The following is a 26,100-nucleotide window of genomic DNA, read 5'->3' as shown; positions in this document are numbered from 1 at the left end:
CCTCTTACTAATTATTTTAGTTTTCAATGCGTGGTTTAAACATTCTATGTTCATCATCTGAACTAAGATAATTTTGTGATACCTTCTTCTTCAACTTTTGTCCAAAATTTCTTCTCCAAGTGGTATCTCCAGATATTGTTTTAGCTTCAATTTTTACAAAACTTTTCTGTAAATCAATTATTGTTAAATCAATAACATCCTTGAATACTGGTTTCTTTTTATTTTTACCAGCTATCATATCTTCTAAAACTCCATCGATTTCATCTTTAATATTTTTCAAATTTAAACTAGAGTCGGTATTAATTAATGTAAATTTGTAAATGTCAACCATATTACAACACTCCTATAAATATATTTTATTACATATATATTTCTATATTTCGAGTGTATTATCCTTTATTTACTTATAATATTATTTATTATCACTATTAACAATAAAAAAGAACCCGCTAAGAGTTCTTTCAACTTTATAACTTCATATATTGTTTTTCTCTTTTATATCCCAAATATTTTACAAATTCGCTCAATTGTTTTTGGAATTAATATTGTAGCTTTCTCTTGAAACGAGCATCCTTTGTGTAACATTTCTTTATCTATATTATCATTGTCCACGGCTTTAAACATTATTTCCGTACCATCAATATACATTTGCATTTCGTTTATTAATTTCTCATGATCTTCTTGAACTTCAACTACAACATCCATTAGTAGTATTGTTAACTTTAGTTTCCTTAATTCACTTACAGCTTTATAGCCATTTTCAATACTACCTTTACCTCTTTCATAAGGAGTTTCCCTTATTCATGCTGATATTTTTGTAATTTTAATGATTTGGTCGCCTATAGCGTTCATTTCTATAGCATAATATTCAATAAATTTTTTGCTTATCATAAATTGCACTTCCCTCTTATATGTATTTCTGCACCTGAAAGAGATTGTCCTTCTTTTGCCAAATCGAAACTATATATGCCAGTAAAAATTTATACCTATTTTCTATAAATAAATACGACAACATTAACAATTGTAGCTATCATAACTATAAAAGCCATTATCGTCATCCATTTAGTATATTTCATCATTTTACTATCAGATTTTTCTTGCTGCCTACGATAATATTCTTTTAGATAAAAATCTCCACTAATTGAAAATCCTTTTGTTTCTTTATCATGTCTTTCAATTAGTTCTTCTTCTGTCATTTTAATAATATTTTCAAGTTTGTCCATATAAAATAGCACCTTCTTATAAATATTGTATGCCTTTAAGTGTAACAAAAAACACCAATTTATATTCTTTCCATAATATACTTTTTTATATCTACCCACGAGTCATTTGGTATATCATTAAAATTATAATATGTTCCTATAACACCGCATATTTGATTATTATAATTTTCATTTTTGACCATTCCAGATTTTGAATTTATTTCTTCATTTGTGGCACTTAATGTATAATATTTTTTAAGCAGATTCAGACAACTTTCAATTCTATTAGTAGTTTCACCTGTTATAAAATTGTTTCTATCATATTCCAATATAAGTTCTTTTATCTTTACTACTGCATTATCCATATCACTAAATTGATGTACAACTTGAACTTTATTGTTATCACCATTATTTATAGGTTTGGAATTAAAAGCAATTAAGTATATAGATCTTAGTGCATTATATAGTTTATCTGAATTTATCCCTTGTTTTAATATTTCTATAAGGTCATTCTTTTCATTGTTTAATTTCATTCTTTCGATTTCATCATCATATCGTTCTTTTATATTCATACGCTCAACACCCCTTTACATTCATATTCTTTGTTCTAATCTTGGTAAAGTTTCTTTTCGTCTATTTTATCTATTTTTTTTTCGAATTCATCCCAATTATTTATTAACTTCATCAATTCATCAGATGAATATTGAAACTCGCAATCTGAATCATCAAAACACTGAATTACTTTATGTATTGCTATTTCATATTTACCTAACGCTTTTTCTAAAGCTTCAATATTCTCGTCTTCTAATTTAAAAGAAGATTCTTCAAAATACTTAATACTGTTATTAATATCATTAAATGCTCTTTCTACATCATTATTCGTATTTACTTCTCTATGATATTTATGTTCATGAAAAAAATATTTATTTGAATACTTTCTTGTATGTTGATCATATTTGTATTTTTCTATTATATTCTTGGTTTCATTATCCATAAAGTTCAACACTCCCTAGAAATATATTTTATTACATATATATACTTCTATGTTTCGAGCGAATAACCCTTTATTGGTTACAAATAAAAGAGCATATAAATAAATCCCCTTTAATCGTTAAAGTGTCTCCATAATTCTAGTATATATAATACTTTCTAATGCTTCATTAATTTCAATTTGTGTAATTGAATTCCAAGTAAATCCTTTTTCAATTAAAAATTTAGTTACATCATCACTGCTTATTACTATGTCATCTACATCAATTCTGATTGTATCATATTTGATGATTCTAATTTCACTTATAGATTTCAGTTCACTATCTGCATTACACGCTTTTTCTAATTCCTTGTACTTACTTTTTATAGTTTCATGAATCATACTTTTAACTCTTGTTCTATTTTTTATTATGTTGACAATATTATTTTTCCATTCCATAGCCAAACACTCCCGTAAATGTATTTTATTGCATACATATACTTCTATATTTAAAATGTGATTTCCTCTATTTATCGCAAGACAAATTTATTTCCCAACAAAATAAAAGAGCCATTTCTGGCTCTTTTAGAATACATACTATCCAATTATTTTTTCTGCTGAATTCACTATGCAATTTAATTTTCTATAAAGTATTCTTCCACTTTATTAGCTGAAATACCAACTCTATTAACTACGTATATTAATTCATCTTCCGTACAATTAAATTTTTTACACCAAAACTTTAGCTCTTCCCCATCGAATATATCTATTTTAATATAATTAGATGACGCTTTATCATAAGTTTTCTTCCTAAATAATAACATAATAAATCATTCCTTTTTATAAAAATATTTTATGTATAATAACTATTATCAATATAATTATATTATAAAAAATAAATCATATTTTGTAAACAGTAATTATCACCCAATAATCATTGATAACGTTTTTATATTAAAAGTTTATTTGATAATTTTATACTATCGAATAATTGCCAGAAACCCATGACAAAATCACATGATTAAGATTTTTTAGCTATTTATTTTTATAAATTTTTGAAAGTCAAATTAGCATTCTTGCTGGTGTATATGTATTATAAATATCTTCTCATATAGTTAATGCATTGCCAAAACAGCAACACCCATTAAAATTAATGTGTGTGTATAATATGTAATTAAACTACAGCTGTTTATGTATTGAATATTAAAACTTTCCCATCTATGTTTATTTTTTATATTGCTTACTAAAGTGTCACTTATATCATATTCTTCAGCAATGTAGCATTGCTGAATGCCTTTTTTAAGCATCTCTCTTATAGACAAAACATCTTCCTCACTTAACTTTGTGTTATGACCATTATATGAATATGTATTCGAAAAATTCCTACGGCATTGATTTTTATCTTTTGCTAACTCATCTTGAGTTAAGGGTTTACGATTATCGCAAAGGCTAAATTGATTTTCTCCATTCTTCAATTTCATAATTTACCACCTTGTACTTTCTCATAATTCAAATGATAATAGTATCAATAATCAAATTATAATGTATTTTGAATTGACTTATCTATGTATATGAGGCTGTTTAGAACCTCGAGGTGTATGTTGTGATCAGATTGCATCATGTATATTAATTAAAAGTTAGGTAATAATATTACTATACTCCAATTTATTTACACAGGCCATTATATTTTGGAATATATGGCTTATGTTACATTGCTATTTATTATACCGACATCTAAAGGCTATACATAATTCACGCAATGAACTATCTGCTATTCCCCATTATTAATACCTTGACAATTTTGATTTATTATAGTTTACATTTTCTCCAATCTTTTTTAAGAACACACTATCTGCAAATGGTGTGCTCTTTTTATGTGCTTATATAAATTTCAGTAATGCAATTGTACCTTTTCCGTCCTAATCATTCTGTATTAGCATGTAAGAGCATCATATATAAGTCAAACTCTTTACTCATTACCATATAAAAAATAGAAACCCATCGTTATGATAGATTTCTATTTAGTGACTTATACTTTAATTTTTATTTCTTTTTTCTACATCATATAATTAATACATCATTCTCTACCCCCTTTAATTCTCTCAATCGGGCTATATTTTTGATAGCTTTTTCTAATATCATCAGTAGTTAAATCTGCATAAGCCTGTTCTGTGACAGTAACCGAGCTATGTCCCAATATCTTACTTAATGTATAAATAGATCCATTTTCCTTAAGAAAATTTCTTGCGAAGTTGTTTCTTAGTCCATGAGCAGTTATATTCTTTAAGCCTACCCTTTCGCAATAAATTCTAAAATTACGTTCGAAATTTGACACTCCAAGTCTTGTACAATGCTTAGTACAAAATAACAAATCACATTCTACATATTTATCCTTATATGAAATCCATCTTTTTAATTGATTATTCATATTTTGAGAATAAAAAACATATCTATCCTTTCTTCCTTTTGCATCTTCTTGTGGTATTAAAATTGTTCTTGTGTCCAAATCGAGATTTTCCATTGTTATTAGCAAGCATTCATTAAGTCTCATGCCCTTATCGTAAATTAATTGAGTACAAATGTAATCTCTATACTCATGAAATTTAGTTGTATCTATATTTTGCAACAATCTTTTAAATTCATGGTCAGATAATGCTTCTTTGGGTTTTCTGAAATTCTTAAATTGCGTTATTTTTTTACAGGATTTGCTTTTAGGCTACGCTCATTTTCCATATAATTAAAAAATACTTTTAAGTTACGTATATAGTTATTTACTGTTGTAATTCATACCTTTGACTTATAATCACTTCTATTTTGGAAATAATATATGTTCCGTGAATTTTTATCTGCCACAAAAGCATATTTACCCCTCTCTTTTGTATACGTAATATAAGCCCTAATATGCAATTCCTTTATGATATCAACTTTTTCAATCCATACTCATCTTTCATGTATCTTGCAAATAGTCTTAGACAAGTTTCGTACGATTCAATAGTCTTAATCCTTAAATCTTTTTGCTGACAATAGAACATAAAGTCATCAATTTCATAATCTAGATTAAATTTTCTTCCATTTCTCAACATAACAAAAACCTCCAATATCCACATCAATGAATATTAGAGGTTTACAGTTGTCATAAATAAATATTAGTTGCTATGAAAATGAGTTTATCGCTATACTAATATAACTCATCTATTTCCAAACTCACGTAAAGATTGATATTAATTAATTCCATACAGGCTAGCTAACTTTATTTTTAAGTCTAAGCTTATCAGCGATCATTGCTATGAACTCTGAATTTGTTGGCTTTCCTTTGCCGTTGTGAATTGTATAACCAAATAGTTTGTTTATTGTGTCAACTTGACCTCTTGACCAAGCTACTTCTATAGCGTGTCTTATAGCCCTTTCAACTCGACTGGCAGTAGTGTTATATTTTTTAGCAATTGAAGGGTATAATTCTTTTGTAACCGCAGATAATAATTCTATGTTGTTTACTACCATACTTATTGCTTCCCTTAAGTACATATATCCTTTAATATGCGCTGGAACACCAATTTCATGAATTATCCCCGTAATTTCTGTTTGTAAATCTAGTGGTTCAGATTTAGTAGCACCGTCTTCTCTCTCTTCTTGAAATGTACCTAACCTTCTACTATTTACATTTGAGATTGTATTATTAAACATCTGCCTTATTCGTTTGTAAATACGTCCATATCAAATGGTTTAACCACGTAATAGTCGGCTCCCAATGTAATTGCCCTCTGAGTTATTTTATCCTGTCCTACAGCAGATAAAACAATTACATTGGGTATAGGGTCAATATTCATATTATTTAATCTTTCCAATACTCCTAAACCATCAAGATGAGGCATTATTATATCAAGTATAACTAAATCTGGTTTTTTCTCCTCAATTAGTTTCAAGGCCTCGATTCCATCTTTAGCTATTCCAACTACAACAATATCACTTTGGTTTAATAAATAATCATTTAAAATATTGCAGAATTCTTTGTTATCATCTGCAATCAGCACATTAATTTTTGAATATTCCATTTTTATTCTCCTCTCTACTTTTAATTACCATATCCTTACAAATATTGTATTCGACAAATCAATAATTAATCCTTCTATATTATTTAATATATTTTAGAATTTCACTATTTTTTTTTAATAATGAAATATATCGATTATATAATATAGTATTTTATGTATTTGTTAACTCATAATAACTTTTTATACATTAAAATCTTTCAATAACAAAACTTAGTCTTACTATTTAATTTTATTACTTATAGTATCAAAAATCAACGTATTTTACTGAACAATATTTTTATCTATAGTTAAATCATACAATTGTATCAAATAAGGCAATAAAAAAGAAGCCAATTTATACAAAAGGTCTCTTTTTTGTAGATTTACGATATTAACCCTAATTCTTTTATCATCCATTCAGCATATATGCCATATCCAGTATCAGGACTATTTATTAAAACGTGAGTAACTGCACCAACAATTTTATTATTTTGTATAATAGGACTTCCACTCATGCCTTGAACTATACCACCTGTCTTTTTTAAAAGCTCTGGATCAGTTATTTTTATTACCATACTTTTAGGTCCCGGTGAATCCTGAACAAGAAGTTTTTCAATTTTAATGCTATAGTATTTTGGTTTTTCTTGGTTTATTGTAGTAAGTATTTTCGCATCTCCTTCTTTTATTTCACTCCTAAATCCAACTTCCATGGGTTTAATTTCATCATTATTCTGCATTTTAAATTCATTGCCGTAAATGCCACAAATTGTATTATTTTTAATATTACCAATAGAATTTTCTTCATCAATAAACATTCCTCTTACTTCACCAGGAGTCCCTTTTACTCCTTTCTTAATTGAAATTATTTTAGAATTTATTATATTACCATCCTTAACTTTTAAAAGAGTACCAGTATCAATATCAGTTATTGGATGCCCTAGTGCCGCAAATTTTCCTGTTTCCTTATCATAAAATGTAAGTGTTCCCACACCAGCCGTAGAATCTCTTACCCAAATTCCTAATTTGTAGGTTCCATCAGTATTACATTTAGATGGTATTACAGTTTTAACATAATCCTTGCCATTTCTTGAAATTGTTATACTTAGTTTCATGTTTTTATTTACCATATCAATTAAGCTTTTAGAATCACTAATAGGTTCATTATTTATTTTTATTATGCTATCTCCTATTTGTATTCCTCCCTCCACTGCAGGATTCATTTTATTACCATTTTCTGATTGAATATCTGATAATCCAACAACTAAAACTCCATTAGTCTTTAACTTAATTCCAACAGGCTGACCTCCTGGATATACCTTAATTTTAGGTAAAATTTTTTCATTAGAATTTTTAACAGTCAAATTGCCAAATAATTTGTAATTTGCTTGTTTATCTTCATAATTATTTTTTTTACCATAATTTTGATTTAAAGTTGTTTTGCTTTCATTTTCTAGCTTTAACGTAGAGTTATATTCAATATTAGAAGGATTGTTCAAATATATATATTCAGATGTTTTTCTTAAGTTCATAAAGGTAGCTAGAGTCAGAATAAAAATCGGAGTAAAAATATAGTATAGTTTATTGAGCCTTTTATTTTTCATACTTTTGACCTCCTGTGTACCTAAGATTATGATTCTAACTTTCCCTTATGAAATTTTATTATGCTATTGTAAAAATGTATTTAAAGTTAATTGTTTGCTTTAATGTTTATAGTATAATAAAAAATAAGAGGTCATAACTATATTATGTCCTCTTTTCATATTTATATTATTTTTATAATCAAATTTTTCGTAAAATTTTCTTTTTTTGGTTTGCAAGACTTATCATTTCTTTTGCATTTTCTAAGGTTAATTTTGTGAGTTCACTTCCACCAATCATCCTAGCTATAGACTCTTCTTTCTCTTCTAATGAAAGTCTACTAACATATGTATAGGTTTTATTATTTTGAACTTTTTTTTCTACTAAATAATGTATGTCTGACATACACGCAATTTGTGCTAGATGTGTTACGCAAAATACTTGATGTTTGCTGGATATATTATACAATTTTTCAGCTACACTTTGTGCTACCCTTCCACTTATACCAGTATCAATCTCATCAAATATAACAGAAGGTATTTTATCTTTATCTACAAAAACAGTTTTTAATGCTAACATTATTCTTGACAATTCACCACCAGAAACTATTTTTTCCAATGGATTTAACGGTTCCCCTGGGTTTGTAGTTATATAAAATTGTACTTTATCAGCACCATTCTCATTTATATACTCTTCTGAAAAAGCTATATTTACTTTAAAAATACTTTTTTCTAGTCCGATGTATTTTAACTCATTCAAAACTTTATGTTCTAAAGATTTCCCTATTTTTTCTCTTATTCCATTAATCTGTTTTGCATGAAAAATTACTTTTTCATAAGATTTTTTTCTTTTTTCTTCTAGATTTTCTATAATTTCTGAACAATGTGTTAATTCATCATATTCGTTAACAATCTTCTCTTTATAATTTATTATATCTTCTATAGTTTTTCCATATTTCTTTTTTAAATTGTCTATTACATATATTCTATTGTTTATATATTCAAGTTCTTTATCGTCAAAATCTATATTATCTTTTATGTTTCTTATTTCTGATATATTTTGTTCCAAATTATAATAAATTTCCTCAAGTGAGTCTTTAATATTTTTTATTTCTTTTGAATTAAGCTCTATGGTTCCCAAATCTTTTATAACTATACCAATGCCATCAAATATGGAATCCACATTTTCTGTTCCATTGTAAAGTTTTTCATAAGAATTGGATAATATTTTTTTTATGGATTCACTATTAGATATAATGGAATATTTCTCTTCAAGGGTTTCATCTTCGCCTGGATTTAATTTCGCCTCATTAATCTCATTAATTTGGTATTTCAAAAAATCCAGAATTTTATCATCCTTACCTGTTTTATCTTTTAGCTCATTGATTTTAGATTTAATTTCTTTGTATTCATTATAATACATTTTGTATTCAATTTTTATTTTTTTTAAAGCTTCATACCCATAATTATCAACATATGTAATATGTTTTTCTGCATTCATTAAATTTTGATTTTCATGCTGTCCGTGAATATCCATCAGTGTTTCGCTTACTTCTTTTATTTGATTTAATATTACAGTTTTTCCATTTATCTTAGCTATGTTTTTCCCAGACTTAAAAGCTTCTCTACTTATTATTACAATATCATCAAACTCTATTTCAAGATTTTCTAATGCATTTTTTGTTTTGTCGTTTTCAATTGTAAACACAGCTTCCACAAAGGTCTTCTTTTCCCCTGTTCTTATAGAATTTTTAGTAAATTTAACACCGAGCACGTAATTTATGGCGTCTATTAATATAGATTTACCTGCCCCAGTCTCACCAGATAAAATATTAAATCCATTTTCAAAAGAAATACTTAATTTTTCGATTAATGCAAAATTACTTATATTTAATTGAAGGAGCATGATGATGAACCCTCCTATTCATTTAGCAATTTTTTTAATTTTTGAACTATTTCTATGGCTTTTTCCTCACTTCTCATTAGCATAAAAATGGTATTGTCTCCGGCAACAGTTCCCGCTATTCCATCAAATTTAAATGAATCAATTGCCTCTGCTGCGCCTGATCCTGATCCTGATATAGTTTTTACTACTATAAAGTTTTGAATATTTTCTACACTTAAAACAGTTTGGGTATATACCGTAACTAATTTATTTGATAAAAAATTTTCTGTTGGAGATATTGATGCATATTTATAGTTTCCATCATCTGCAGAAACCTTTATTAACTTTAGTTCTTTGATATCTCTAGAAACAGTGGCTTGAGTAACTACCATATTTTGCTTTCTTAGTTCTTCTGCCAATTCTTCCTGTGTTTCTATATTCTTAGAGTTTATTATTTCTAATATTTTGGCATGTCTAGATATTTTCATTAATTTTCATCCTCACACTCTTTCGTCCTAGATATTATCTTTTTCCTTAGAACTTTAAAATAATCGTATCCTTGAATTCTTACTAGTTTACACTTAAATGGAGCTTCTTTTATAATTATATTATGTAAATTATTAATTTCAAAGGAATTCTGTCCATCTAATGTCAAATATGCTGTTTCGTGTTTCTCCTTTAAATTTACCTTTATATTACTACTACTTGGCAATATCATTGTTCTTATTCCAATAGATAAAGGACAAATAGGGGTAATTTGCATCAAATTCATTGTTGGATAAACTATAGGACCACCTGCTGATAATGAATAAGCTGTTGACCCAGTTGGAGTTGAGATAATTATACCATCTGCAGTGATATTTGTGTAAAATTTATCATCAATATATATACTATATTCTAATATTCTTGCCAAAGTTTTTTTAGATATAACAACTTCATTTAAAGAATAATAGGATTTAATTTGATTTTCATATTCTACCCTGCATTCTAGCATGGTTCTATCTTCTATATAAAATTTCCCACGTACCAATTTATCCATGCAATCTCCAAGTTCTGATATTTCAGCACTAGTTAAAAAACCAAGATGACCTAAATTAATTCCTAAAATAGGTATACCATATTTTGAAATAATTTTTGAAGTGCTCAAAATTGTACCATCTCCACCAAGAGATATCATCATTTCCGTTTTTTTTGCCTCTTCATCTGTAAAGTCCAAAAGATCATTGTATATTTTAACATTAAGTTTTTTTATATTTTCTGTTATAAATCCACTTACTTTTTTAGTTAATTTTTTATCTTTAGTACTATTTATATTAATACCTATATTTTTCATAAAAATATTCTCCTAATCTAAATTACCATGTGCTTTATTAACTACTTGATTAATTCTTTCTTTTGAGAACACATTTTCTCTGGTATTTTTACTGAAATATACTAGATACTCAATATTCCCCTCAGGTCCTTTTATTGGTGAATAATCAATATCTATTATGTTTAAATTTTTCAAGATTAAAAAATCTACTATTACGCCTATAACTTCTGCATGCACTTTAGGATCTTTTACTACACCCTTTTTGCCAACATTCTCTCTGCCAGCTTCAAACTGTGGCTTTATTAATGCCACTATTTCACCTTCCTCTGTTAATAACTGGAGTACTGCTGGAATAACTGTTCTAAGTGATATAAATGAAACATCTATACTGGCAAAATCACCTTGCTCCCCTATCTCTTCAGGTTTTACATATCTAATATTTCTTCGCTCCATACATACAACTCTTGGATCCACTCTAAGCTTCCAAGCAAATTGACCATAACCAACATCAATAGCAAACACCTTAGTCGCACCATTTTGAAGCATACAATCTGTAAATCCACCTGTTGATGCGCCTATGTCAAAACACACTTTGTTTTTAAGTTCAATATTAAATGCTGCCATTGCTTTAGCAAGCTTATAGCCGCCACGACTAACATATGGCATTTTTTCACCTTTAAAAATTATATTAGAATTCTCTTTTACGTTTTCACCACACTTATCGAACCTTACATCATCAATAAATATTTCTCCTGCCATTATGCTAGCTTTTGCCTTTTCCCTTGATTCAAAAAAACCCTTTTTAACTAATAGAACATCTAATCTCTCTTTTGTTTCAGCCATACTTAACTCCTTAATTAAATTAATTTTAAAATACTATAGTAAATGCCATCAACATCAAGTCCATGTAGCTTGTATAGCGTATCTACGCTGCCATGTGTTACAAACTTGTCATTATATCCAAGTGATAAAATCTTTGCATCTTCACTAAGAGTGTTTACATACTCCAATATACAAGAGCCTAAGCCTCCATGAAGAAGATTATCCTCTACAGTAACAATTTTATAATTATTTATAACTAATTTTTTTATTAAAGCCTTATCAATTGGCTTGATGAATTCTGCGTTAATTACTGTAGTTTTAATACCAGCCTTGAGTAATTTTTCTCTTACAAGCATAGCCGTTTGAACCATCTTTCCAGTTGCAATTATTGCTATACTACCTTCCTCAGATATTACTTCCCACTTTCCTTTTGTAAATTCTTTCAGACCACTCATTTGTAAATTAGGATTATCTGTACCTCTCGGATATCTTATGGCCACAGGTCCATTTTGCTTTAATGCCCAGTTAAGCATATAAGATAACTCATCTAAACATTTAGGACTCATAACCGTAATGTTAGGTATATGTGTTAAATATGATAGATCAAAAATGCCTTGATGTGTTTCTCCGTCTTCTCCTACAATTCCTGCTCTGTCTATGGCAAAAACCACAGGTAGGTTTTGCAGACATACGTCATGAAGTAACTGATCATATGCCCTTTGCAAAAATGTAGAGTAAACTGCAAATACAGGCCTTATTCCTTGAGTTGCCATTCCAGCCGCAAGAGTTACTGCATGTTGTTCTGCTATTCCTACATCAAAAAACCTTTTAGGAAACTCTTTTGCAAAGCCACATAATCCTGTTCCATCTGGCATTGCAGCCGTAATTGCAACAACATTCTTATTTTTCCTGGCTTGTGCTATCATTTGATTTCCAAAAATCTTTGAGTAAGTTGTCTCTTTAGTTTGACATATCTCTCCATTTTCACTATTAAAGGGTCCTATTCCGTGGAATTTATTAGGGTCTTTTTCAGCAAATTCATACCCTTTTCCTTTTCTAGTTATAGCATGAATTATTATTGGCCCCTTCATCTTTTTGGCAAGTTCCATAATTTCCGTTAACTCTTTTATATTATGTCCATCTATGGGTCCCAAATACTTTATTCCCATATCTTCAAACAACATTCCTGGCACAAATAACTGTTTTACTCCATCCTTTAATTTTTGCAAAGATGTGGCAAAACCTGCACCAAAATTTGTCTTATTCAATTTGTCCTTTACTTCTTCTTTAAATTTATTATAAATAGGATCAAGCCTTATTTTATTTAAATATTTTGACATACCACCCACATTTTTTGATATTGACATTTGGTTATCGTTTAAAATTATAATCATTTTAGTTTTACTATAACCAAGATCATTTAATGCTTCATATGCCATGCCACCCGTTAGTGCACCATCTCCTATTACAGAAATCACCTCATATTTTTTTTCTGACAAATCTCTAGCCCTTGCAACTCCAAGCCCTGCAGATATTGAGGTACTACTGTGTCCCGAATTAAAAACATCATATTTGCTTTCGTCTCGTTTAGGGAACCCACTTATTCCTCCATATTTTCTAAGAGCATCAAATTCATTTTTTCTCCCAGTTAATATCTTATGAACATAAGCTTGATGTCCAACATCCCAAACAAGCATATCTTGATTAAAGTCAAATGCTTTATAAAGACTTATGGTAAGTTCTACCACACCTAAGTTAGATGCCAGATGCCCTCCTGTTTTTGATACTGTATGGATCAAAAAACTTCGTATTTCTACTGCAAGCTTTTCTAATTCTTCAAAATTCATTTTTTTTATATCATCAATACCTTTATAATTATCAAGTATATTCGTCATCTTCATCTATCCTTTACAATTAAATACAAACCTCTAGATACTTTTGCAACAATTTCATTACTATTTTGCATTGCAAAGCTTTTACCTGTTGATTTACCGCATATAGTAGCAGAAGCAACAAGTGCACCTATAGCTACGCTAATAAAAGTAGCGTTTGTATTATTAAATGCAATCAAAATTTTTTGTGATATGAACATTCCTACTGATCCGCTTATTATTCCGCAAATATCGCCGATGACGTCATTGCAAAAACTAGACACTTTGTCCGCATTTCTTATGAGATTTATAGCAATTTTAGCACCCTTGATTTTTTTTGACGCCATAGCGTGAAAAGGGGTTTCATTAGCAGCAGTAACTGCTACTCCAATTATATCAAATACAACTCCAAGTGTTATTATAAGTGCTAATATAACAAAAGCTACTAACAAATTAACATTTTTTAGTAGCAAATCAGAGAGAAAAGAAAAACCACCACTTATAAAAATTGACCAAAATGTAATGGTTAATATCCATTTTCGTCTGCTTTTTACGTTGCTCTTCCTATTATTATTCTTTTTTGACACTGATATTCCTCCATTTATATATATTCAAAAAAATAATAAGTCGCAATTTATATGTGCTCTAGCTTATCATTTTTTTGAATATTGTTTGTTTAAAAAGTGGCAGTATATTAAGTAAATCTTGCGGCATAGGTCCAGTAGGATTTCCCATAAATTAGCCTTAATGTCACCATTATTGGCGGTTTCCCTTTAATAACTTATCTAATATGTCGCCATTACTAGGACTAGATTACCACTAAGTCCGCACTGCAATCCCTAATATACCTCTTCCGAACAGCCTAGGGGTTTTCCCCGACATTTATTCTTATTCCTAGCCTCTTTTGCAAAAAAGGTTTCAGAAGGCATCGAATAAAATACTTCCGCCGAAGTATTTTACTTTTCCTGTCCTCTCCCATTTTCACGCAAGGCAGGCTACACTGCACATAGCTTTTGTACCACAATACAGGTTTAACCCGTCAACGTAAAGTAGATATCTCATCTAATCTACAAATAACGGTCTCCACGAGGGTAGGGTCAGATCCGCATGCCATTGCGGTTGCCCCAGCCCCCTTACTCCCAGCACAAGCCCATGACTGGGCGTTATAAGCAAGCACAAGGAACTTCATCGATATGCCCTTTAACGGATTTTTAGCCCCGTCCTCGAAAAAAGCGTACCTGACTAGAATACTGCGCCACTATTCTTAAACTCAACAAATGCAATTATATCACAGCTTGATTAAATATTCAAAAACTATATCCTTATATTATCATATTATACTTCTCTATGTAATAAAAATTTAGTTATATCTTCTAGACTTTTTGTATCTTTTTTTAAATCCTTCAAAATATCAAGGCATTCTGTAGTGAGAATTTTACATTTATTTTTACATTCTTCTAATCCAAAAGTAGTTATAAATGTTGTCTTGTTATTGTCAATATCGCTATTAATATTTTTGCCTAGAACATTTTCATCACCAGTTACATCCAATATATCATCTTTTATTTGAAAAGCAAGGCCCAGCTTTTCTCCAAAGTCAGCTAATTTTTCAATTTCTTCTTTCTGTGCATTTCCTAAAATGGCTCCAGACAAAATCGAAGCTTTAATTAATGATCCAGTCTTTTTTTTATGCATATAACGAAGAGTATCATATGAAATTTTTGTTCCCTCGCTCAAGATGTCTACTATCTGTCCACCGATCATCCCTTCAGGACCTGCGCTATCTGATATTAATTTACAAGCCACAATTTCATTTTGATTCTTACCAATGCAGTAATCAAACATTATACTCATAGCCTCATTTAAAAGTCCATCTCCTGCCAGTACTGCCACTGATTCACCAAATACTTTATGGTTAGTTGGGTGTCCTCTTCTTAAATCATCATCATCCATGCAAGGTAAATCGTCATGAATAAGTGAATATGTATGGATCATCTCTATAGCACATGCCACTGACATTACATTTTGGTAATTTTTTTTGTATATATTATAAGTAGTGCAACATAATATTGGTCTAATTCTTTTGCCACCAACATCTAGACTATAATGCATTGCATCATAGATTTTCCTATTGTAGGTTCCTTTTTTGCTAAAATACTCCATTAGCCACAAATCTATTTCACTTTTTAATGCTACTGTATCCATCTTTATTCCTCATTTCCTGGAAAATCCTTTTCTTTGTCACCTGAAAGTATTTTTATTTTACCCTCTGCTTCATTTAAATATTTATATAATTTATTACAAAGAGCAACACCAGCTTCATAATTTCCCATTGTATCTTCTAAAGTCATTTCACCATTTTCCATTGAGGACACTATACCTTCTAGCTTACTCATCATACCTTCATAAGATTCACGTTTACCTGCCATAATTCCTCCAAAACTTTAGACATTTTTAATATTAAAGATTTTGTTTCCATCTTTTAATATAATTTTAATATTCTCTTCATTAGAAAGTTTATCTATTTGTGAAATCAAGTTCCCATTCTCGCCCTCTATTATTGCATATCCTCTACTCAATACATTAAGTGGATTATGTGCATTTAAAAGCGCATTCAATTTGATTAATTTTTGTTTTTCTGTTTCAGCCCTATTTTTAGTCCTATCCACTAGTGTTTCTTTTATCTTGTCTAAATTATTATAGGCATTGGCAATAAAAACCATAGGGCTATTATACTCTAAACTTTTTCTATATGAATTAATCGTATTGGTTTCTCCTATAATATAATCATCCATATATTTTTTTAAAAGTTCACTATAATTTTTAATTTTATCATTGGTATCCTTTAAATTCAAGGTTACTAGTTCTGCACCTGCAGATGGTGTAGGTGCTCTTAAATCACTTACGAAATCTACAATAGTAAAATCAGTTTCATGACCAACTGCTGTAACTATTGGTTTCTTGGAGGCAAATACAGCTTCCGCTAAAGATTCATCGTTAAAAGACCATAGTTCTTCCACTGATCCACCACCACGTGCAATGATTATTACGTCTACATCTTTTACCCCATTGAGGTAATTTATTCCTTCTATAATATTGACTACTGCATTTGGTCCCTGCACAAGAGAAGGATATATTAAAATGTTTACCCCACTATTTCTTCGTTTTGTAACATTGATTATATCCCTTACCGCTGCTCCTGTGGGTGACGTAATTACCCCGATTTTTTTAGCATACTCCGGTATTGCTTTTTTATGTGACAAATCAAATAGCCCTTTTGATTCTAGCTTCTTTTTAAGCTTTTCAAAAGCTGCACTTAGTTCCCCAATGCCTTCTAGTTTTATATCATTACAATAAAGCTGGTATGCTCCATCCTTTTGATATACTGATACCTTACCTTTAATAACAACTGACATACCATTTTCAGGTAAAAATTTAATATTGTCGAATTTACTTTTAAACATTATACAATTTATTTTTCCAAAGTCATCCTTAAGAGAAAAATAGACATGACCACTACTGTGTATTTTAAAATTAGACACTTCACCCTTTACAAGGGTATTATTCAAAATAAAATCGCTATCTATTATCTTTTTTATATAATTACCAAGTTCTGAAACTGTTAGAGTTTTAACGTACATTTTTTTCAAACGCCTCACATGTATTTTTTAAAAGCATAGTTGTAGTAACTGCACCAACCCCGCCAGGAACAGGTGTTACAAATTCTGCTTTTTCAATAGCTTCGTTAAACACTACATCTCCCCTTAGCTTTCCATCTACCATTGTAGTCCCTACATCGATGACAATAGCACCCGATTTTATAAAATTTTCATCTATAAAATCCGGTTTACCAACAGCTGCTACTAGAATATCCGCTTTAGAGCAAATCTTTTTTAAATCTTCAGTTTTTGAATGGCAAATTGTAACTGTAGCGTTCTGATCTAAAAGTAGTTGTGCAATTGGCTTACCTACTATATTACTTCTTCCAACCACTACTGCATTTTTACCTTTAATATCTACACCTGTACTCTTTATTAATTCCATGATTCCTTTAGGTGTACAAGGTATAAAACATTTTTCTCCGCTATAAAATTTTCCTATGTTTTTATATGTTAGTCCATCTATATCTTTTTCACAATCTATTTTTGAAATAACATATTTTTCATTAAAATCATCTGGCAAAGGTAGTTGTAGCATTATTCCATCTACATCTTCTTTAATATTTAAATCTTCTATTGTATCTATGACGCTCTCTTCAGATGTATCATCTTGAAAATGAAACACTTCACAACTTAGTCCTAAATTTTCAGCAAGTTTTTTTGCATTTCTTACATAAAAACTGGAGCCGCCATCTGATCCAACCATAATTATTGCAAGCTTTGGAACTCTATAAGCCTTTGATTTGTTGCAGGTTACAAGTTCTCTAATCTCATTTTTAAAAGCCTCTGCTATTAATTTTCCTTCAATCTTTTTTCCCATTATAGCACCCCAACTGTTGAGCAGCTAAAAAATATACTAGCATACCGACTAGTTTTTTAGATGCCAACTAAATATTATAAAGTTTTTGTATTAATCATATTACCAATTGCACCATTAATAAATGCTGGTGATTTTTCATCCGAGTATACCTTTGCTAGTTCTATGGCTTCATTTACTGAAACTTTGTCTGGTATTTCTTCTACAAAAAATATTTCAAAAACTGCAACTTTCAGAATTGCCATATTTATCTTAGATATCCGATTTAATTTCCAATTTGTAAGACTCGATTCTATTTTTTCATTTAAAATGTTTTCTTTCTCTTGTATGCCACTTAGAAGAGTTTTTATATACTCAAAATCCATATCATTATAATCTTCATTTTGTTCTTTGTAATCATCTATTATTTCCTCTGCATCCTTCTTGTTAATAGATGATTCAAATAACAATTTCATAGCTAGTTCTCTACTTTTCCTTCTATTCATTTAATTGTCCTCCCAAAATACTGTAATGTTAACTTTTACTTTTTAACTTAGAAACACCCTCCACTTAGATAGAGGGTGTTTGCTACTTATTCTTCTTCGCCTTCAGTTATGGTTTCTTCCTTAGGGATGATTACATTTTGGACATATATGTTCACACCAGATACATTAAGTCCAGTCATTGATTCAACTGCTCTTTTTACATTTTCTTGTACTGAAGCAGCTATTTCTGGAATTCTAACTCCATACTGAACTACTAAGTTTATATCTATAGAAGCACTGTCTTCCCCAACGTTTACTTTAACACCTCTAGCAAGATTCTTTTTCCCACTTAATACATGTGAAATTCCACCAACTAAACTGTCACTCATACCAATAATACCTTTTACATCAGCAGCTGCAAGTCCAGCAATAACTTCTACCACTTCATCAGATATCTTTACTATACCCATATTAACGGTATCTTTTATTTCATTTTCCATATTCTCTTTACCCCCTTAGGCTTATTATCTTAGGAAAGTATATCATCTTATGATTATTATATCAAAACAAATCTAATTTTACAAATACTAATGAACAGGTGCTTGTATTTCTATGTTTCTAATTTGTGTTACACTTAGTATTACATCCTTTATTTCTCTTTGTTGCTGATCAGACAATTTTTCGTTATCCACCCTTACTACAACATTAACTTTATCATTGTTGATAGTACAAAGTGCTTCTTTATAGCCTTTCCCCTTTAGCATATTTTCAACCTTCATTTCATTTTGCTGCTCAGTAACTATTGCAACTGATTCTTGTTCCGCATTCTGTTTATTTTCTGCAGTTTGATTTTTGTCATCCATAATTTCCTTTAGGCTTGAAACACTTTCTTGACTTGTTTTATCCCGTGTAAGTCTTGCTTCTGCAAAATAATCTTGCTTACCGCTTGTCTTATTTGTGCTATTATCAGAAGTAGATGAATTTGTATTGTTACTATTAACCAGGTCAGTATCACTAACATATAGTGGACTTTGTACTCTCGTAGCTAGGACACCAGCACATACTATCAGTACTAGTAAAGCTACAATAATGACTGCTTGTTTCCTATTCATTTTCTCCCCTCCATTTAACTTTATATCAAATTTATATGCTTACTAAAATAGTTATATGTTATTTTTTCATTGCATCTACGCTAACTTTATCCACAGAAATATTAAAAAATTCTGCTACAGAATCTGTAATGTTTAATTTTATATCCGAATCATTTGCCCCCTCGGCAACAATATATACGCCGCTTACCTTTGGTTTGTATTTACTAACTATAAATGGTTTTGTGGCATCTCCATTATTAGTTAAAACTACATTTGAACCAGTGCTATTTTGAGTAGTTACTCTTTTTCCACCAGAACTATCATTTTCGTTTATTACAGATGAAGATGTACTTTGGTTGTATACAGGAACCTCTTCCTCACCTTTTTCATAATTAATCATGACTTTTACGTTACCAACCCCCTGTATATTTTGAAGCAAGCCTTCAAGCTTTGCTTCCTGCTGGTTTTCATAGGCACTATCGTCATTAGAAGATTCACTTTCATCACTATTTTCATCGCTTAACGCTGTGTTTGTGGTTTGGTTTTGCTGTTTTCCTGAAGTAGTTGTATTGGTAGTAGTGTCTTTAAAAACGCTAGCTGCTATTATAATTAATACACCCACTAAAATAATAATAACTATGTTAGTCAATTGCTTATTCAGTCCTAGCTCTTTAAATTTTTGGATTAATTTTTTAAAATCCATGTTATCACCTCCTCATAAGTTAATTATTTATTATACTCATTAACATAGATATTACTTTTATCAACCTTTAATTCTTGATTTAGATAATTTTTAATTTCCAGAGCCGTTTTGTCATTTGCACTACCTACAGTATTATTACTTGCAGTTTGTGTATTTATATCTACTTTTTGTACTTTTTGTATTCCTTTATTTGTTACATCTACTTTCAAATCCCTTATAACTAAATCACCGTTTTGGCTACTGTAGCTTGCATCTACCTTAACTGAATAATCATTGTCAGGAAATTTTTCTTTTAACATTTTATTTGACGTGTTTTCCAAATTTGTCTCAAATGTATTTAAAGTGTTTGCCTTATCTGCCTGTTTATATTTTGTGATGTTATTGTCTAGTGATTTGCTATCCATATAATTATTTGCCTTATTTATATAAGTTGTCATGTCCCATTTGTTACTTAAAACTTTTATAATAGGGTTCATTATAACGGCTATAAGAATTAAACCCATTGCAAATTTCACATATCTGTCCATTTTATTATCTGGAATTATTAGTTCAACTGCTGTAATAAAAATAACAGCTGAGCATATGCTAACAACCCAATTTTTAATCCACTCCACTAAGTTTTCACCTTCCTAAGATACATTGTTACCACAAGACGCTATTATTGCTACTATTATAAAAAACATAACAGAAATACTTATAAGTGAGGCCGCAAGTAAGATCAATGCATCCCCTGCTTCATTTATGGCATTTACCACTCTTTTATCACTTATAGGTTGAACTATGGCCGCAGTAAGTTTATGGATAAATGCTAAAATAAACACCTTTATTATTGGAAATGCCACTACTGATACCAATATAATTAAACCCACGCTGCTTATTGCACCCTTTAGTAATGATGAATACCCTGCCACAGTAGAAATTGCATCTGATAAAGCTTTACCAACCACTGGCACAAAATTATCCACTGCGAATTTTGCCGTTTTAGCAGTGACCTCATCAATAGCCTTTGAGCTTACTCCCCTAATGGTTACTATGCCAATAAATACTGTCATGCAAAGCCCCTGAATCCAAAGTACAGATTGTTTTAAAAGTTTGGCTAATTTATCAATCTTATAATCTTCTGAAATATTATTCACAAATTGCAGTACAAAACTCATAATTATTAATGGTAAGATTACATCAGTAAATATAGTAGCCGTAATAGTGATAGTCACCATTATAATTGGATCCATAACTGCAGCTTGAGCTGCCCCACCACTAGTTGCTAAGAGTACAAGGAGTATTGGCATCAGTGCAGTCATAAAGTCTTGAATTCCTTTTACCGCGTCTTTAACTTCACTTACTCCAATATAAAAACTTTTGGCTATAATAATAATAATCAAAGAATAGCATGCGAAATATGCTATATTTGATAGTTTTTCACTACTAAAAGCTCGCTGCAAATTGGTTAAAAGAGCGCACATAACACATATAATTAAAAGCATAGTCATTAATTTTATGTCCGCTATTACATCTCTAAATGCAAAACTTACTATAGCCCCCGTTAATTTTTTAAAAGAAAACTTTCCATCTCCACTCTTCATAATGTCTTCAACATATTCTTTTATATCCAAATCTTTCAATAGTTCATACTTAGTTCTCATATTTGAAATGTAATTATATAGTTGCTCCACTTGTTGACTATCTGTATTTACATTATTTTGAGATGCTTGTACTACTGTTGGCCATAAAATTATTGTAAATAGTATAATTAACACAATTACTTTTTTCATAGTTTACCTCTACATAATATTTAGAATAGCATTCAAAACTCCCATAAGAATAGGAACAGCTAATACTAAAATAAGTATTTTACCCGCAAATTCAACCTTTGAAGCTATATTACTTTCACCTGCATCTTTACATATTTCACTGCAAAAAGAGGCTAAGTAGGCAATACCGAGTATTTTAAGCACAGTACTTAAATATACAAAATCTATGTTAGCTTTTAAGGCTAACTGCTGTAATAACTCAACTATTGCCGTGATTTTACTTGCAGTAAACATAAAAATCATTATGCCAGCCACAATGCTTACCTGTATTGCTATTTCTTCACTTCTGTTTTTCAAAATCAATATGATAAAGAGACTTATAAATGCAAATGCAACAACCTTTATTATTTCCATAATATCACCCTATAACTGAAACATAGTTTTTACTGTGTCAAACAACTTACTAATAAGACTTATTACCATCATTAAAACAATTACTATGCCGGCTAAATTAACAATTACTGCATATTCATCTTTACCACTGGATTTTAATATTTTATCTATCACAATCAATAAAACTCCAATTGCGGCTATTTTAAATATCAAGCTCACGTCTAACAATAAAATGCACCTCCTAAATGAGCATGATAACGATCATAGCTCCAACCCCAAATCCAAGATACCTGAACATCTTCACATTTTTTTTCATGGCAACATCTGCTTCACCAATTATCTTTTTCAAATTGTTTACAGTAAATAAAAATATATTAACTTGTCCATCTATGTCTGATTCTCCTAATGATTTAGCTAAATCCAAAATTATATTAACATCTTCAGCTTTTAGGTATAAATTTTTACTACTATTATCAAATATCTTCTTAAATGCATCATAAACACTATCATGTAAATTACTTGATAACTCTGCAGATATTTTTTTAAAGATATCAGCTATTGGCCTTTTTCCAGTATGCGATATGTTTAGGAGCGCTTCTGGCAGTGGTGTATGAGTATATACAATCTCATTTTGAAGCTGACGTATACATCTTTCCATTTCATTCAATTCTCTAACCCTGTATATATATGCCTGAGCATATATAATTCCAGCAAAAGTGGAGAAAATTATAACAATAGAGCTTCCTAGGAATTTAATCATATATATCACCTCGCCATGAATGTTCCGCTATTAAAATCATATACATATTCCAGAGTTCCAACTCCACCCTTACCGCTTAATACAATTGCCCTTTGAAATATATGATTATCCAAAACCTCTTTAAATACATTTCTATTTTTTAAATCCTCAATTCCAAATCCGTGAATGGTTGTTATTAAATTTATTCCACAATTTAACGCAGCAAGGATAGATTTCACATCCTCATAGGTACCAATTTCATCGCATACAATAACATCTGGAGACATACTTCTAATAGCCATCATTATTCCTTGACTTTTAGGGCAATTATCTAATACATCAGTTCTTAGCCCAACATCCAATTGTGGAACACCATCTGATGAAGCACATATCTCACTCCTCTCATCTACTACACAAACCTTTTTCCCTATTATTTGTGGATTTTTCATTCCATTTGAGATATTTCTTGTAATATCTCTTATTAATGTTGTTTTCCCACATTTGGGCGGTGATATGATTATTGTATTTAAAATAGTTTTTCTCTCAATTATTGCTGGCATTACGATGTTTGAACAACCAATTATTTCTTTACAAACTCTTATATTTACTGAGGAAATATTTTTTATAGTCTTTACTATGTTATTTTCTATAATACAATTTCCGCAAATCCCCACTCTATGTCCTCCCTTAATTGTGATATATCCTTGTTTAAGTTCAGCTTCTATAGAGTATATTGAATAATTGCTCATTTTTTTTAATATAGTTTTTATATCTTCGCTGGATATATAATAATTTGTTATCACTTCTTTATCCCCTATTTGTAATATCATTGGCTTGTTTACTTTTAAACGTATCTCTTGTATTTTTTCTATTTCTTCCAATTTCACTAGCAAATCCTTTGTATTCTGAGGCATCACATTTGTTATATCCTCTAAGTTAACCATTCTTTCATCCTCCCTTCTTATATAAATCTTATTTATATTTTTATGAATTTATACCAAAAAATAAAAAGAAACTCCTAGATCCTAGGAATTTCTTTTTATTTTCTTATTACTTGAAACTTTTCACTTCATACATCAAGAGCTGGATTTATTTTACTCTCTCCATATATTCACCGTTTCGTGTGTCAATTCTTATTACTTCACCTTCGTTAACAAAAAGAGGGACTTGAATAACTGCGCCAGTCTCTACAGTTGCTGGTTTTAAAGTATTTGTTGCAGTATTTCCTTTGAATCCTGGATCTGTTTCTACAATTTGTAATTCAACAAAATTTGGAGCCTCCACTGAAAAAGCAGCGTCCTTGTAAAATTTAATAACTGCAAACATATTTTCCTTTAAATATTTTATAGCTCCCTCTACTTGTTCAAAAGCAAGTGGAATCTGCTCAAATGTTTCTTGATCCATAAAATAATATAATTCCCCATCTGAATATAAATACTGCATTTCTCTTCTGTCTATTACAACATCCTGTAATTTAACAGTTGGGTTAAAAGTTATGTCTGTAACCCCTCCGGATATTACGTTTCTTACTTTTGTTCTTACAAACGCTGCACCTTTTCCTGGTTTAACGTGTAAAAAATCAATAACCGTAAATACTTGTCCATCATGTTCGAAAGTGACTCCTTTTCTTAGTTCTCCTGCTGATATCATTTAGTATCCCTCCAAAATCTATAAATTCATAATATATTCTAACCTTTTCAGTTAAAAAAATACCTTAACCAACCATTAAAAAAGCATTTTTTATTTTAGGCAAATCATACTTTTGGGTGACTTAGATAAAACTTCACACCCAGAGTCAGTTACAAGAATTAAATCTTCAATTCTAACTCCTCCGAATTCAGGAATATATATTCCTGGTTCATCTGTTATAATCATACCTTTTTTTAATATTGTTTCACTTTTGGGACTTACTCTTGGTCCCTCATGAATTTCTCTTCCAACTCCATGACCAACCCCATGTCCAAAGTATTTTCCATAACCTTTTTTTTCTATGTAACTTCTTGCAGCGTCATCTACATTTTTAGCCATAACATTAGCTTTAATAGCTTTCAAAGCTAAATTTTGTGCCTCTAACACTGTAGCATATATTTCTACCATTTTATCACTTGGATCACCAATTACTACCGTTCTAGTCATATCTGAACAATAATCTTCAAATATACACCCAAAATCAAGTGTTAAAAAATCACCATTATTAAGAATTTTATTTGTTGCCTGACCATGTGGTAAAGAAGATCTTACACCACTAGCAACTATTGATGGAAATGATAAATCTTTAGCTCCAAGTTTTTTCATGGTGAATTCAAGTTCAATTCCAACTTCTCTCTCACTCATACCTGCTTTAATAAATTTAAGCATATGGTCAAAAGCCTTATCTGCAATACTGGCTGCCTTCCTTATAACCTCAACTTCATCTGTATCTTTTACAAGTCTAATTTCCTCTATAATACCTTCCATAGGTACAAGCTTTGCATCCAAATTTTCAGAAAGTTTTTTGTAATAATCATAAGAAACTATATCCTCTTCAAACCCAACATTTTTAACTGCAAGTTTTTTAATAATATCAGTAAAAAAGCTAGGAAACGTTCCTTTATATTCTACTACTTCATAGTCATTAACTTGCTCTTTAGCCTGCTGCGTAAATCTAGAATCTGTTATAAAAAACGCCTTATCCATGGTTATTATAGAAAAACTTTCATCACCTGTAAAACCACTCAAATAGTTTCTATTGGGGTCCCCCATAATAAAAACACACTCAAGTTTTTTAGAAATCATTGATTTTCTTAATTTTTCAATTCTTTCTCCAAACATTG

Annotated in this window: 33 protein-coding genes and 1 pseudogene; all 34 read right to left on the bottom strand. The window is 30.0% G+C overall.

Going from position 1 to position 26,100, the window contains the following annotated elements; genetic code table 11:
* Positions 1-16: 16 nt before the first annotated feature.
* The 34 genes and pseudogenes from BR66_RS0101515 to BR66_RS0101345 all read right to left on the bottom strand — a co-directional run bounded on the left by BR66_RS0101515 (position 17) and on the right by BR66_RS0101345 (position 26,098).
* Entirely contained in the window at positions 17-331 is a 315-nt protein-coding gene (locus tag BR66_RS0101515; RefSeq protein WP_026881338.1) for a hypothetical protein, read from the bottom strand.
* 164 nt (positions 332-495) lie between these two features.
* On the bottom strand, positions 496-705 hold the full coding sequence (locus BR66_RS0101510) for a hypothetical protein (RefSeq protein WP_026881337.1): 210 nt from the start codon (positions 703-705) through the stop codon (positions 496-498).
* Between the two features lie 281 nt (positions 706-986).
* Entirely contained in the window at positions 987-1,223 is a 237-nt protein-coding gene (locus BR66_RS0101500) for a hypothetical protein (protein ID WP_026881336.1), read from the bottom strand.
* A 59-nt stretch (positions 1,224-1,282) separates the two neighbouring features.
* Entirely contained in the window at positions 1,283-1,774 is a 492-nt protein-coding gene (locus tag BR66_RS0101495; RefSeq protein WP_026881335.1) for a hypothetical protein, read from the bottom strand.
* 35 nt (positions 1,775-1,809) lie between these two features.
* Positions 1,810-2,196 carry a hypothetical protein gene (locus BR66_RS0101490; RefSeq protein WP_026881334.1) on the bottom strand — a complete coding sequence of 129 codons (387 nt, stop codon included), beginning with the start codon at positions 2,194-2,196 and terminating at the stop codon, positions 1,810-1,812.
* A gap of 117 nt (positions 2,197-2,313) precedes the next feature.
* The gene (locus BR66_RS0101485; protein WP_026881333.1) at positions 2,314-2,631 is read right to left on the bottom strand and encodes a hypothetical protein; all 318 of its coding nucleotides are present in this window, start codon (positions 2,629-2,631) and stop codon (positions 2,314-2,316) included.
* 176 nt (positions 2,632-2,807) lie between these two features.
* The gene (locus BR66_RS0101480; protein WP_026881332.1) at positions 2,808-2,996 is read right to left on the bottom strand and encodes a DUF3606 domain-containing protein; all 189 of its coding nucleotides are present in this window, start codon (positions 2,994-2,996) and stop codon (positions 2,808-2,810) included.
* A 291-nt stretch (positions 2,997-3,287) separates the two neighbouring features.
* The gene (locus BR66_RS24655; protein WP_051624045.1) at positions 3,288-3,653 is read right to left on the bottom strand and encodes a helix-turn-helix domain-containing protein; all 366 of its coding nucleotides are present in this window, start codon (positions 3,651-3,653) and stop codon (positions 3,288-3,290) included.
* A gap of 596 nt (positions 3,654-4,249) precedes the next feature.
* Positions 4,250-4,798, bottom strand: a complete 549-nt coding sequence (locus BR66_RS26700) for a tyrosine-type recombinase/integrase (protein WP_341350058.1) — start codon at positions 4,796-4,798, stop codon at positions 4,250-4,252.
* Between the two features lie 286 nt (positions 4,799-5,084).
* Positions 5,085-5,255: a hypothetical protein gene (locus tag BR66_RS26695; RefSeq protein WP_341350057.1), complete on the bottom strand. Its 171-nt coding sequence runs from the start codon at positions 5,253-5,255 to the stop codon at positions 5,085-5,087.
* Between the two features lie 157 nt (positions 5,256-5,412).
* Positions 5,413-6,224: pseudogene (spo0A, locus tag BR66_RS22800) on the bottom strand (sporulation transcription factor Spo0A).
* A 362-nt stretch (positions 6,225-6,586) separates the two neighbouring features.
* Entirely contained in the window at positions 6,587-7,804 is a 1,218-nt protein-coding gene (gene spoIVB / locus BR66_RS0101460) for a SpoIVB peptidase (RefSeq protein WP_026881331.1), read from the bottom strand.
* A gap of 178 nt (positions 7,805-7,982) precedes the next feature.
* Positions 7,983-9,686 (bottom strand): DNA repair protein RecN, encoded by a 1,704-nt coding sequence (gene recN / locus BR66_RS0101455; protein ID WP_026881330.1) that lies wholly within the window; start codon positions 9,684-9,686, stop codon positions 7,983-7,985.
* 14 nt (positions 9,687-9,700) lie between these two features.
* Complete coding sequence (locus tag BR66_RS0101450) at positions 9,701-10,153, bottom strand: arginine repressor (protein ID WP_026881329.1); 453 nt, start codon at positions 10,151-10,153, stop codon at positions 9,701-9,703.
* Positions 10,153-10,998: an NAD(+)/NADH kinase gene (locus BR66_RS0101445; RefSeq protein ID WP_026881328.1), complete on the bottom strand. Its 846-nt coding sequence runs from the start codon at positions 10,996-10,998 to the stop codon at positions 10,153-10,155. Before BR66_RS0101445 ends, BR66_RS0101450 begins: the two co-directional genes overlap by 1 nt.
* A gap of 12 nt (positions 10,999-11,010) precedes the next feature.
* The gene (locus BR66_RS0101440) at positions 11,011-11,820 is read right to left on the bottom strand and encodes a TlyA family RNA methyltransferase (protein ID WP_026881327.1); all 810 of its coding nucleotides are present in this window, start codon (positions 11,818-11,820) and stop codon (positions 11,011-11,013) included.
* A gap of 14 nt (positions 11,821-11,834) precedes the next feature.
* The gene (dxs, locus tag BR66_RS0101435; RefSeq protein ID WP_026881326.1) at positions 11,835-13,694 is read right to left on the bottom strand and encodes a 1-deoxy-D-xylulose-5-phosphate synthase; all 1,860 of its coding nucleotides are present in this window, start codon (positions 13,692-13,694) and stop codon (positions 11,835-11,837) included.
* Between the two features lie 2 nt (positions 13,695-13,696).
* On the bottom strand, positions 13,697-14,257 hold the full coding sequence (locus BR66_RS0101430; protein WP_035795140.1) for a CNNM domain-containing protein: 561 nt from the start codon (positions 14,255-14,257) through the stop codon (positions 13,697-13,699).
* 748 nt (positions 14,258-15,005) lie between these two features.
* Positions 15,006-15,875, bottom strand: a complete 870-nt coding sequence (locus tag BR66_RS0101420) for a polyprenyl synthetase family protein (RefSeq protein ID WP_026881324.1) — start codon at positions 15,873-15,875, stop codon at positions 15,006-15,008.
* Between the two features lie 2 nt (positions 15,876-15,877).
* Complete coding sequence (locus BR66_RS0101415) at positions 15,878-16,099, bottom strand: exodeoxyribonuclease VII small subunit (protein ID WP_026881323.1); 222 nt, start codon at positions 16,097-16,099, stop codon at positions 15,878-15,880.
* Positions 16,100-16,114: 15 nt separating this feature from the next.
* Entirely contained in the window at positions 16,115-17,311 is a 1,197-nt protein-coding gene (gene xseA / locus BR66_RS0101410) for an exodeoxyribonuclease VII large subunit (protein ID WP_026881322.1), read from the bottom strand.
* Positions 17,301-18,149 (bottom strand): bifunctional 5,10-methylenetetrahydrofolate dehydrogenase/5,10-methenyltetrahydrofolate cyclohydrolase, encoded by an 849-nt coding sequence (locus BR66_RS0101405; RefSeq protein ID WP_026881321.1) that lies wholly within the window; start codon positions 18,147-18,149, stop codon positions 17,301-17,303. Before BR66_RS0101405 ends, xseA begins: the two co-directional genes overlap by 11 nt.
* Positions 18,150-18,223: 74 nt before the next feature.
* Complete coding sequence (nusB, locus tag BR66_RS0101400) at positions 18,224-18,631, bottom strand: transcription antitermination factor NusB (RefSeq protein ID WP_026881320.1); 408 nt, start codon at positions 18,629-18,631, stop codon at positions 18,224-18,226.
* An 86-nt stretch (positions 18,632-18,717) separates the two neighbouring features.
* Positions 18,718-19,110: an Asp23/Gls24 family envelope stress response protein gene (locus BR66_RS0101395; protein ID WP_026881319.1), complete on the bottom strand. Its 393-nt coding sequence runs from the start codon at positions 19,108-19,110 to the stop codon at positions 18,718-18,720.
* 87 nt (positions 19,111-19,197) lie between these two features.
* A complete protein-coding gene (locus BR66_RS0101390) occupies positions 19,198-19,722 on the bottom strand; it encodes a SpoIIIAH-like family protein (protein ID WP_026881318.1) in 525 nt (174 codons plus the stop codon).
* A 58-nt stretch (positions 19,723-19,780) separates the two neighbouring features.
* Positions 19,781-20,404: a stage III sporulation protein AG gene (spoIIIAG, locus tag BR66_RS0101385; RefSeq protein WP_026881317.1), complete on the bottom strand. Its 624-nt coding sequence runs from the start codon at positions 20,402-20,404 to the stop codon at positions 19,781-19,783.
* A gap of 23 nt (positions 20,405-20,427) precedes the next feature.
* The gene (spoIIIAF, locus tag BR66_RS0101380) at positions 20,428-21,018 is read right to left on the bottom strand and encodes a stage III sporulation protein AF (protein ID WP_026881316.1); all 591 of its coding nucleotides are present in this window, start codon (positions 21,016-21,018) and stop codon (positions 20,428-20,430) included.
* A gap of 15 nt (positions 21,019-21,033) precedes the next feature.
* Positions 21,034-22,176 (bottom strand): stage III sporulation protein AE, encoded by a 1,143-nt coding sequence (gene spoIIIAE, locus BR66_RS0101375; protein ID WP_026881315.1) that lies wholly within the window; start codon positions 22,174-22,176, stop codon positions 21,034-21,036.
* 9 nt (positions 22,177-22,185) lie between these two features.
* Positions 22,186-22,569 carry a stage III sporulation protein AD gene (gene spoIIIAD, locus BR66_RS0101370; RefSeq protein ID WP_026881314.1) on the bottom strand — a complete coding sequence of 128 codons (384 nt, stop codon included), beginning with the start codon at positions 22,567-22,569 and terminating at the stop codon, positions 22,186-22,188.
* Between the two features lie 9 nt (positions 22,570-22,578).
* Positions 22,579-22,776, bottom strand: coding sequence for a stage III sporulation protein AC (gene spoIIIAC / locus BR66_RS0101365; RefSeq protein ID WP_026881313.1), 198 nt, complete (start codon positions 22,774-22,776; stop codon positions 22,579-22,581).
* Positions 22,777-22,789: 13 nt separating this feature from the next.
* Positions 22,790-23,308 (bottom strand): stage III sporulation protein SpoIIIAB, encoded by a 519-nt coding sequence (gene spoIIIAB / locus BR66_RS0101360; protein WP_026881312.1) that lies wholly within the window; start codon positions 23,306-23,308, stop codon positions 22,790-22,792.
* Between the two features lie 5 nt (positions 23,309-23,313).
* Positions 23,314-24,231: a stage III sporulation protein AA gene (gene spoIIIAA / locus BR66_RS0101355; RefSeq protein WP_026881311.1), complete on the bottom strand. Its 918-nt coding sequence runs from the start codon at positions 24,229-24,231 to the stop codon at positions 23,314-23,316.
* A gap of 145 nt (positions 24,232-24,376) precedes the next feature.
* On the bottom strand, positions 24,377-24,937 hold the full coding sequence (gene efp / locus BR66_RS0101350; protein ID WP_026881310.1) for an elongation factor P: 561 nt from the start codon (positions 24,935-24,937) through the stop codon (positions 24,377-24,379).
* A gap of 90 nt (positions 24,938-25,027) precedes the next feature.
* On the bottom strand, positions 25,028-26,098 hold the full coding sequence (locus tag BR66_RS0101345) for a M24 family metallopeptidase (RefSeq protein WP_026881309.1): 1,071 nt from the start codon (positions 26,096-26,098) through the stop codon (positions 25,028-25,030).
* Positions 26,099-26,100: the final 2 nt, after the last annotated feature.

Source organism: Clostridium akagii DSM 12554 (assembly GCF_000686725.1).
Lineage (GTDB): Bacteria > Bacillota > Clostridia > Clostridiales > Clostridiaceae > Clostridium_I > Clostridium_I akagii.
The sequence above is the reverse complement of the archived record's forward strand: the minus strand, read 5'-3'. Positions and strand labels throughout refer to the sequence as shown.